The following is a 10,197-nucleotide window of genomic DNA, read 5'->3' on the forward strand; positions in this document are numbered from 1 at the left end:
TCGGCACACTTGCGGGCGGCAACCGGGCATCCGGTTGCCGCCCGCATTCGCATAGACGATCTCTATAACGATTATCCGTCTTTGTTATTGCGAGGCATTCGCACTTCCGGTAATGGCCCTTCATCAAGGGGGGCCGGACCGATTTGTCCGTGACACGGCGCGCGCCCCGGCCATCAGGGATACGTGCAAGTGGGCGGGAACGGCGGAAGCATCGATGTGCTGGAAAGTGCGGACCGCGCACCCCCTGCGTCGCGCCTCCAGCCCAGCGAGCGGACCATGGTTTCGCCCCCTGCCCGAAAAACCCCCGCCAAAAAGAAGAACAAGAAGGCGCGCGCCTTCTGGCTGAAACAGCTTCACACCTGGCACTGGGTAAGCGCAGCGGTTTCGCTGGCGGGCATGTTCCTGTTCGCCATAACCGGCATCACGCTCAATCATGCCGCCTCCATCGGCGCGGAGCCCAAGGTCGTGCAGAGCGAGGGCCGGATAGCTCCGGGTCTGTTGCGCCAGTTGCCGCCTGCCGGAGACAGCACGGCGCCCCTCCCGGCAGATGTGGCCAAGGCGGTCGCGGCTGCCGTGCCGCTTGACCCTGCCGGCTTCGCTGCGGACTGGTCGGCGGAAGACGAAGTCTACGTCGCGATGCCGGGACCGGGCCGTGACGCCTGGGTCAGCATCGATCGCTCTAACGGCGCCGTCTCTGCCGAGGCAACCAATCGCGGCACGGTTTCCTACCTCAACGACCTGCACAAGGGCCGCAACACCGGCTCGGTCTGGTTCTGGTTCATCGATCTCTTTGCGGCGGCCTGCGTCGTGTTCACCGTGACCGGTCTGTTCCTGCTGCAACTTCACGCCAAGCACCGGCCATCGACCTGGCCGCTGGTAGGCCTGAGCCTGCTGATCCCGCTCGCGATTGCTCTTATATTCATCCACTGAGACAAGAAGGCACCGATGACGACATCGAAGGTACTGCCCGCGCTTCCGCTTCTGGCCCCGGCGCTCGTTGCCGGAACCCTCGCCACACCGGCGACCGCCGCCACGGTCAGCGTGACTATCCCGCGCGTCAATGTCGCGGAATACCATCGCCCCTACGTCGTCGGCTGGCTGGAACCCGTCGCGGGCGGCGCCGCTCGCACCATCTTCGTATGGTACGATGTCAAGAAGGCCGGTCGCGAACCCGGGACCAAGTGGCTGGCGGATCTGCGCACCTGGTGGCGCAAGGGCGGCCGCTCCATGCAACTCCCTGCTGACGGGCTGAGCGGCGCCACGCGCGCCCCCGGCACCTACCAGATCCCGCTCCCTGCCAATCTCGCGCCGGGACAATATGTCCTCAAGGTGGAAGCCGCCCGCGAAACCGGCGGCCGCGAACTCGTCTCGGTTCCCGTAACCGTTCCGGTGAAGAAGGGCGGCTCGGCTTCGGGCACCAGCGAACTGGGCGCCGTTACCATCCGTTGATGGCGCAATCCGCTATTCCCCGTCTTCTGAGAAGCTTGAACTTCGAACCTCAAGGATTTTCCATGCGCTACAGCCCTATCCTGATCGCATCCGCCGCACTGGCGGCAGTCCTGGCTTCACCCGCTTCGGCCCATCGCCAGTGGCTGCTGCCCTCCACCACGACCCTCGCCGGAACCAGCGAATACGTGACGGTAGACGCAGCCGTTTCCAACGACCTGTTCTATCCGGATCATTTCCCGATGAGCCCCGACCAGGTCACGGTGTGGACGCCGGACGGCAGCCAGGGCAAGCTGGAGAACCCCGCCACCGGTCGCTATCGCTCGACGTTCGACGTCAAGATCGACAAGCCCGGCACCTGGAAGATCGGAACCCAGCGTTCGGCCGTAATGGGCAGCTTCAAGGTAAACGGCGAGGACTGGCGTCTTGGCGGACGCGGTCGCCCGATGCCTGCGGCTGGCGCAGGTGGCCCGGGCGGCGCTCCGGCTCGCAGCGTTGCCACTGTCGCCGACATCCCGGCCAATGCCACCGACGTGAAGCTGACCGAAGTTCAATCCGGCAATTATGTCTACGTCACCTCGGACGCGCCCACCAAGACGGTGTTCACGCCCACCGGCAAGGGCCTGGAAATCGATCCGATCAGCCATCCCGACGAACTCGTCTCGAATGAGGAAGGGCAGTTCCGCTTCCTGATCGACGGCAAGCCCGCCGCCGGCGTGAAGGTTACCGTGGTGCCTGGCAGCAAGAAGTTCCGCGAGGCCGAACAGGCGCAGGAACTCACCACCGGCGCGGACGGTGTGCTCCACGTCAAGTGGCCGGTCGCCGGGATGTACTGGATCAATGCCAGCGTTTCAGACAACAAGCCCAGCGAAAAGCGCGCTACCGAACGCCGGATGAGCTACACGGCCACCGTGGAAGTGGTGGCGCCCTGAGTGCACCGGCTCCTCTCAGGAACCGGGTAATTCCATGCGTCTCGCCGTCCCGCTCGAAATCGATCGCGAAGTCCTGGCCGACTGGCGTCAGGACGCCCCGATCGTGGAGATGGGCGGCGAGACCATGGGCACCAGCTGGCGCCTGCGGCTTGCCGCGCCCGACGGATTCGATCGAGGCTCGACCCTCGGCGCGATAGAAGCGCGCCTCGAAGACATACTCGCACAAATGAGCCACTGGCGCGCAGACTCGGTTCTGGGTCGGTTCAACCGTGCCGCGCCCGGCGTCTGGATGGACTTGCCCCCCGATTTCGCGGCGGTGATGACGGCCGCGCTCGCCGTCGCCGACATCACCGGATCCGCATTCGATCCCGCCATCGGCGCGCTGGTCGACGCATGGGGCTTCGGTCCGGTTCCAACCGATGGGCCGCCCGGCGCAGACGACCTCGCCAAAGCCCGAGCCTTGTCGGGTCGGCATCGGCTGACGCTCGATCCCGAGGGACGGCGACTGCTGCAACCCGGCGGACTGCGCCTCGATCTTTCCGGGATCGCCAAGGGCTACGCCGTCGATGCCCTTGCCGCCCTTTTGCGCGGGCGCGGCTGCAACCATTTCCTCGTGGAGATCGGCGGCGAACTTGTCGGCGCCGGCATGAGGCCCGACGGCGATCCCTGGTGGGTCGATCTCGAAACCCCCACTGCCGCGGTTCCCGCCTTTCGTATTGCGTTGCACCAACTCGGGGTCGCCACGTCCGGCGACTATGTGCGCGGCCGCCACACCATAGATCCGCGAACCGGCCGTCCCGTCGAACACGCCCTGTCGGTCAGCGTGCTCCACCCTTCCGCCATGCTGGCCGACGCCTGGGCCACGGCGCTCACCGTCGAGGCTCCCCCGGCCCTGCGCGCGCTCGCAACGGCGCGGAATCTTGCCGTTCGTGCAATCTTCCGCATCGGGGAAGGCTTCGAGGAATGGATCAGTCCCGCTCTCGGCCGACTGGTGGTGGAACCCTGAAGCGAGCCGAAGTCGATCCGCAATCAACGTGGACACGATGCTGCAACAAAGTCGCGACAATTGTAACAAAGCATATTGCGAATGCGAATGACTCTCATTATCGGGAAGCCCAAGGGATTTCCAAACATGAGGGGAAATATGTCTTTCAAGCCTTCTGCCGCGTCTGCGCGGCGCACATTCCTAGCGCTGTCCTGTATCGCGCCGGCGCTCGCTCCTGCCGTTGCCCATGCACAGGACGCGCAATCGTCCCGCGTGCTCGGCGGCGTGACCGTCAGCGATACGGCAATCGACGAGCAGCCCGGCCGCAAGCTGGAATCGCCCAAGCGCACGCGCTCCGTGCTCGATACGCCGCAGACGATCACCGTTCTCAGCAATGAAGTGATCGAGCAGCAGAACCTGCTGACCCTGCGTGACGTGCTGTCCACCGTGCCGGGCATCACCTTCGGCGCAGGCGAAGGCGGCACCGGCCCTGGCGACAACATCACCTTCCGCGGCTATAGCGCCAGCAACGACATCACCGTGGACGGCGTGCGCGACAGTGCGCAGATCACCCGCACCGACTCCTACAATCTCGAGCAGCTCGAAGTCACCAACGGCGCCAACTCGGTGATCTCGGGCGCAGGCTCGACCGGCGGCAATATCAACATCGTCACCAAGCGCCCCAAAGCCGACGATGCCTATCTTGCCACGGCGGGCATCGGCACCGACAACTATTATCGGGCCACGGTGGACCTCAACAAGCGCGTCAACGAACTCGTTGCCTTCCGCCTCAACGCGATGTGGCACCGCAACGACGTGCCCGGCCGCGACGTCGAGGATTACCGTCGCTGGGGTGTCGCGCCGTCGCTTACCATCGGCATCGACAGCCCGACCCGGCTGACGCTCCAGTACAATCACCAGGAAGACAACAACATCCCGCAGTATGGCGTGCCCTACTATCGGGGCGACATCCTGCCGGGCGTGCACCCCAGCGACTACTTCGGCTTCCGCAACGTCGACAAGCAGCGCATCAACGTCGACCAGATGACCGCGATCTTCGAGCATGACTTCAGTGACACGGTGTCCATCCGCAACCTCGCCCGCTGGCAGGATTCCCGCCAGCTCACGCTCGTCAGCCCGCCGCAGGGCACGTACTGCCTGGCCAACGGCCTGACCCCGCAAGGCGGCGCCTGCACGGTCAATGTCGGCACGGGAGGCACCACCAACAACGTGTTGCTGCCCGCAGGCTACTACCTGATCGGCGGTCCCCGCGGGAATACCCGCGATACCCGCAACCAGCTGATGTTCGACCAGCTTGACCTGAGGGCGGTGTTCAACACTGGCGCGATCGAGCACACCATCAACCTGGGCGGTGCACTGACCTGGGAAAAGTATGACCTCTTCAGCGGCAATTCGCTGCGTGGTGCGGACGGTTCCGTAACCTATACCCGCTATCCGCTGGTCAATATCGACAACCCGAACGAAATCGTCCCCGGCCCGGCCAGCCCCTATTTCACTTATGGCAACAACGTCTACGTCGGCCCCGTGAACTTCATTCGCGGCAGCCACGCCATGGGTGAGCAGACCAACGTCGCGGGCTACCTGTTCGACACGATGAAGCTCGGCAAGTTCGAACTCAGCGCCGGCGCCCGCCTTGAGCGCAACGTCGGCACAAGTCGTACGGACACGATCTGCACCACGGTCGGCGGCTGTGTCGTGGGCGGCGTGCCTGTCGCTCTCGGCCAGGTCACGGTGGCAGGCGCCAAGGCGCGCAATGCGGACACGCTGTTCTCCTACCGCGTGGGCCTGAACTACAAGCCGGTCGAACAGGTCAGCATCTATGCGGCCTATGGCAATTCGCGCACCCCGTCGAAGAACTCGGTCAACGGATCGTGCACGGCCGATACGCCGGGCGTGGTCAACACGACCTGCAACATCAATCCGGAATCGGCCAAGAACTACGAGATCGGCGTGAAGGGCGAACTGTTCGACGGCGGCCTGCTGCTGACAGCCTCGGCCTTCCGCAACGAGCGTGACAAGTACGCCGTCGTCTCCGGCGACCCGACCGTTCCCAACCAGCAGCTCGACGGCAAGTCGCGCGTGGACGGTATCGCCCTCGGCGCATCGGGCCAGATCACCAAGGCCTGGACGATCACCGCGAACTACACCTACCTCGACTCGGAACTGCTCCAGTCGGTTTCGGACAAGTGCCTTGCCAACCCCGGCAGCGGTACCTGCACGAACACGGCCGCCAATCCCAATCCGGGAGCAGGCCAGTACCTTCCCGCCACGCCCAAGAATTCGGGAAGCCTGTTCACCACCTATCGCCTGCCATTCGGCCTGACGATCGGCTATGGCCTGACCTACCAGGGCAGCTTCCTGCTTTCCACCGCCACCCCGGCGACGGCGACGGCACCTGCGGTAGCGGCGGTCAAGTCTGACGACTTCCTGATCCACCAGGCCTATCTTGCCTATGACTTCACGCCCAACTTCTCGGCGCAGATCAACGTCAAGAACATCGGCGACAAGCGCTACTACACCCGCATTCGCGGCAACGGCGTGGGCTGGGCCACGCCGGGCGACGGCCGCGCGGCGGTACTGACCCTGTCCGCAAAGATGTAATTCAGGTCCCAACGGCCCGGCGGGCGCTTCACGCGTCCGCCGGGTTTCTTGCATTTATTCCATGCGCATGATGATTGTCAGCACCCGATAATTGGGCAAAGAAACCGGATGGTCATCGAAATACCCGAGCTTTTCTCCGCCGAAGAGGTCCGCGAATTCCGCCAGGCGCTGGAAAGCGCCGATTGGGCGGACGGACGCGCCACCGCCGGCCATCGCGCCGCCCGCGTCAAGGAAAACGAGCAACTTCCGCTCGATCATCCGCTGGCCCGGCAGCTTGCCGATCGCGTGCTCGCGCGCCTGATGCAAACTCCGCTGTTCATCGCCGCCGCCCTGCCGAACCGGGTGCTCCAGCCCCGGTTCAGCCGCTATGACGGACGCGGCCATTACGGCAACCACGTCGACAACGCGATCTTTCCGATCCCCGGCACCGGCGAACATCTGCGCAGCGACCTGTCAGGCACGCTGTTCCTCAGCGATCCCGACGATTACGACGGCGGCGAACTGATCATCGAGGACATGTTCGGCGCGCACAGCGTCAAGCTTCCCGCCGGCCATCTGGTCATCTATCCGGGCAGCAGCCTGCACCGCGTCGCCCCCGTCACGCGTGGCGCGCGCCTCGTCTCGTTCTTCTGGACCCAGAGCTTCGTAGCCGCCCCCGAACGACGCCGCCTTCTGCTGGAGCTGGATGGCGCGATCCAGTCCGTGGCGGCCGACCATCCCGAACACGGCTCCATCGATACGCTCACGCAAGTCTATCACAACCTGCTCCGGCAATGGTCCTCGACATGACCGAAGCCACACTCCCGCCATTGGTGCAGATCCCGCCGGACCTGCGCAGTCTGGCGGACTACGAGCGCCGCGCCCCCGCGCACCTCACGGCCGAGGCCTGGCAGCATATCCAGGAAGGGTCGGGAACCGGGCAAACCTTGCGCGCCAATCTGGAAGCCCTTGCGCGCCGGGGTTTCCGTCCGCGCACCATGGCCGACTTGCGTGGCGGCGGCACTGCGACAGACCTGTTCGGTCGCAGCCATGCCGCGCCGCTCATGCTCGCTCCCGTCGCCTATCAGCGCCTTGCCCATCCCGATGGCGAACACGCGACGATCCGCGCCGCCACCGCGCTCGATACCGGCACCATCGTCAGTACCCTGTCGAGCGTCACGCTGGAGGAAATCGCCGAAAGCGCCCACGCTTTCGCTCGCGAGATGGGCAAGCGCCCTGCCCCGCTATGGTTTCAGCTCTATCTCCAGCCCGAGCGCGAACATAGCCTTGCTCTCCTGCGCCGGGCGGAAGCTGCCGGATATGAGGCGATCGTGCTCACCGTGGATGCCGCGATCAAGCTGTCGGGCATGGTCCTGCCCGCAGGCGTCCGGGCGGCAAACCTCGCCGGGATGCCGCAGCCGCGACAGACCGCAACGCCCGGTGGTAACATTCTGTTCGGGACCCCGCTCACCGACGGTGCGCCCTGCTGGGATGACCTCGCCTGGTTGCGCGCCGCCACTTCGCTGCCGGTGCTCGTGAAAGGCATGGTGCTGGGCGAGGACGCCCTGCGCGCCGTGGACATGGGCGCCGACGGCCTGATCCTCTCCAACCACGGCGGACGCGTGCTGGACGGTTTGCCCAGCGCCCTGGACATGATCGAGGAAGTGATCGAGGCGATCGGGGGGCGCGTGCCGGTGCTGGTCGATGGCGGTTTCCGGTCCGGAACGGACGTGGTCAAGGCGCTGGCACTGGGCGCGCGATCGGTGCTGATCGGCCGCCCGCAGTTTCATGCACTGGCCGTGGCCGGAATGCCGGGCGTGGCCCACGCCATCCACCTCCTGCGCACCGAACTGGAAGCGGCGATGGCGCAGCTGGGATGTGCCAAAGTGGCTGACATCACGCGCGAGCGGCTGATCGCACTGCGCTAGCCTAGCGGGCGCTCATCTTCGGTAAATCCCCAAGAACCCATCAAGCCGCGTCCGCCGTTACGGCGGCGTATCTGGCGATGACTTGCTGTCACCAATTAATACAAATTGCGACGCGCCAGGAAGCGCGAAGTTTGTAATGGAACAGCAAAACAACATGAGGGAAATACGAAGTGGTGCGATTCCGTTTCGGTCTGCTGGCCTCGGCCGCTCTGGTGACGTGGCCGGTTTCCTCCGCCCATGCCCAATCCACTTCGACGCCATCCGCCTCGGCTCAATCCACTTCTGGCCCGGCCAGCGGCAATGCCGCAGCGTCGCCACCAGAGGAAAGCGGCGAGGAGTTCGAGATCGTTGTCGCCGGCCAGAAACCGCGCGGATCGGTGATCGGAGACATCGCGCCCGAAGTTACCTTCAATTCCGGAGACGTCCGGGCGCTTGGCGTTTCCAGCGTCACCGAACTGCTTGAGGAACTGGCGCCGCAGACCCAAAGCGCCGGTGGCGGATCACCCGTCGTGCTCCTCGAAGGGCGGCGCATCGCCAGCTTCCGCGAAGTGGGCACTATCCCCAGCGAGGCGATCCAGCGGGTCGAGATCCTGCCCGAGGAAGTCGCGCTCAAGTACGGCTATGCCGCCACCCAGAAAGTGGTCAACATCGTGCTACGCCAGCGTTTCCGCGCTTTCGCCGTGGAAGGCGGCGGCAAGCTGGGCACCCAGGGCGACGGGCTGGGCGTGAACACCAAGGGAGACTTTCTGGCGATCCGGCGCGGCGAGCGCGTCAATATCGATGCCAACTATTCGCACGCCAATCCGATCACCGAAGCCCAGCGCGGCCTGGCCACCAGCGGCGGGGACGGCAACAACCGCACGCTGCGCCCGGAATCCGAAGCATTCACCGTGACCGGAACCTGGGCCAAGCCCCTGTCGAGCGTCTGGCTTGCCACGATCAACGGCGAAGCCACGACCACCGACACCCAGGCCTTGCGCGGCAGCGCCGTACCGAGCGTGACCATCCCCGGCGGCAGCCCTTACGCCAGCGGTCCCGAGGACGAGACATTCCTGCCGACCGTGGACGGGCTTTCGCCTTTGCGCAACAGCAACAGCACGCAGACCGGTCACCTCGGCCTTACCCTCAACGGCACCACGCAGAAATGGCAGTGGACCGTGACCGGCAACTACGACCACACCGATACCCGCTCGATCCAGCAACGGCCGCTTAACCTGGCCGACTATGCCGCAGCTGTGGCCGCAGGCGATCCCCTTGCCGATCCCGCCTTGCCCATCGCCGGTCAGTTCCTGGATTTCCAGCCCGTCAACCAGACGCGCAATTCCACAGACAGCGCCGAAGTAAACCTCGTCGCAACCACATCGCCGCTTCAGCTCCCTGCAGGAGCCGTGAATACGACCTTCAAGGTCAGCGGCAATCTCGATCGCTCGGAAAGCGCCGTCACGCGGTTGGGACTGACCCGAAACACCAGCGTCGACCGCGATCAGGGCGAGGCTTCGGTGAACATCGACATCCCGCTCAGCAGCCGCGCCGTACCCCTGTTTCCGGGCGCGGGCCGCATCTCGATCAACGCCAATGCCGCCGTCAGGCAGATCGGCGATTTCGGGACGCTGCGCACCTTGGGCGGCGGCATGACCTGGAACCCCTCAAGCCGGTTCAGCCTGATCGCCAGCTATCGCGACGATCAGAACGCGCCGTCCGCCGCGCAACTCGGCGGTGCCATCATCACGACTGCCAACGTCGATATCTTCGATTACACGCGCGGGGAATCCGTGCGCGTGACGGCCGTGACGGGCGGCAATCCGGACCTTCAGGCCGCCAGCATGCGCAATTTCCGCCTTGGCGGCACGTTCCGGCTGGACGATCCCAACATAACGCTCAACCTGGACTACAACCGCACCTGGCAGCGCAACCAGGTGACGGCGCTGCCCGGCGCCACGCCCGCTGTCGTTGCCGCCTTCCCGGAACGGTTCACCCGCGATGCCGACGGTGAGCTGGTTGCCGTCGACTTGCGACCGATCAACATCGCCAGCGAGGACAAGTCCCAGCTTCGCATGGGCATCACGTTCACGAAATCGCTGAAAACGCCGCAATCGCAGATCGATGCGATGCGCGAGAGCTTCCGCAGGCGGTTTCCCGAGGGCGGTCCCGGTCGGCGCGAAGGCGACGGCGGACCGCCGCCGGGCGACAATGAAGCTTCGCCTCCTCGCGAAGGCGCCAGCTCGGACGCGGGAAGGCCCGATACCGGAAGTCCTGACACGCCGCGCGGCGTGTCAGGACTTCCGGTATCGGGCCTTCCCGCGTC

At 65.2% G+C, this 10,197-nt stretch carries 8 protein-coding genes; all 8 read left to right on the forward strand.

From position 1 onward, the window contains the following. The first annotated feature begins 276 nt into the window (after positions 1-276). Positions 277-930 (forward strand): PepSY-associated TM helix domain-containing protein, encoded by a 654-nt coding sequence (locus tag ACI3K3_RS07790; protein ID WP_404913047.1) that lies wholly within the window; start codon positions 277-279, stop codon positions 928-930. Positions 931-945: 15 nt separating this feature from the next. Further along, positions 946-1,449 carry a DUF2271 domain-containing protein gene (locus ACI3K3_RS07795; RefSeq protein ID WP_404913038.1) on the forward strand — a complete coding sequence of 168 codons (504 nt, stop codon included), beginning with the start codon at positions 946-948 and terminating at the stop codon, positions 1,447-1,449. Between the two features lie 62 nt (positions 1,450-1,511). Continuing rightward, entirely contained in the window at positions 1,512-2,378 is an 867-nt protein-coding gene (locus ACI3K3_RS07800; RefSeq protein WP_404913039.1) for a DUF4198 domain-containing protein, read from the forward strand. A gap of 34 nt (positions 2,379-2,412) precedes the next feature. Further along, positions 2,413-3,384 carry an FAD:protein FMN transferase gene (locus ACI3K3_RS07805; RefSeq protein WP_404913040.1) on the forward strand — a complete coding sequence of 324 codons (972 nt, stop codon included), beginning with the start codon at positions 2,413-2,415 and terminating at the stop codon, positions 3,382-3,384. A 138-nt stretch (positions 3,385-3,522) separates the two neighbouring features. Next, positions 3,523-5,985, forward strand: coding sequence for a TonB-dependent receptor (locus ACI3K3_RS07810; RefSeq protein ID WP_404913041.1), 2,463 nt, complete (start codon positions 3,523-3,525; stop codon positions 5,983-5,985). Positions 5,986-6,093: 108 nt separating this feature from the next. After that, a complete protein-coding gene (locus tag ACI3K3_RS07815) occupies positions 6,094-6,774 on the forward strand; it encodes a Fe2+-dependent dioxygenase (protein WP_404913042.1) in 681 nt (226 codons plus the stop codon). After that, on the forward strand, positions 6,771-7,892 hold the full coding sequence (locus tag ACI3K3_RS07820) for an alpha-hydroxy acid oxidase (RefSeq protein ID WP_404913043.1): 1,122 nt from the start codon (positions 6,771-6,773) through the stop codon (positions 7,890-7,892). The genes ACI3K3_RS07815 and ACI3K3_RS07820 overlap by 4 nt, the downstream gene beginning before the upstream one ends. A 170-nt stretch (positions 7,893-8,062) precedes the next feature. Beyond that, positions 8,063-10,197: hypothetical protein (locus tag ACI3K3_RS07825; RefSeq protein WP_404913044.1), on the forward strand; the 2,135-nt coding region annotated here is incomplete at its 3' end.

This window comes from Novosphingobium sp. ZW T3_23, assembly GCF_044987305.1.
Lineage (GTDB): Bacteria > Pseudomonadota > Alphaproteobacteria > Sphingomonadales > Sphingomonadaceae > Novosphingobium.

Coding starts and splice junctions, on each gene's coding strand:
- ACI3K3_RS07790 (WP_404913047.1), top strand. CDS start 277: ATGGTTTCGCCCCCTGCCCGAAAAACCCCCGCCAAAAAGAAGAACAAG.
- ACI3K3_RS07795 (WP_404913038.1), top strand. CDS start 946: ATGACGACATCGAAGGTACTGCCCGCGCTTCCGCTTCTGGCCCCGGCG.
- ACI3K3_RS07800 (WP_404913039.1), top strand. CDS start 1,512: ATGCGCTACAGCCCTATCCTGATCGCATCCGCCGCACTGGCGGCAGTC.
- ACI3K3_RS07805 (WP_404913040.1), top strand. CDS start 2,413: ATGCGTCTCGCCGTCCCGCTCGAAATCGATCGCGAAGTCCTGGCCGAC.
- ACI3K3_RS07810 (WP_404913041.1), top strand. CDS start 3,523: ATGTCTTTCAAGCCTTCTGCCGCGTCTGCGCGGCGCACATTCCTAGCG.
- ACI3K3_RS07815 (WP_404913042.1), top strand. CDS start 6,094: ATGGTCATCGAAATACCCGAGCTTTTCTCCGCCGAAGAGGTCCGCGAA.
- ACI3K3_RS07820 (WP_404913043.1), top strand. CDS start 6,771: ATGACCGAAGCCACACTCCCGCCATTGGTGCAGATCCCGCCGGACCTG.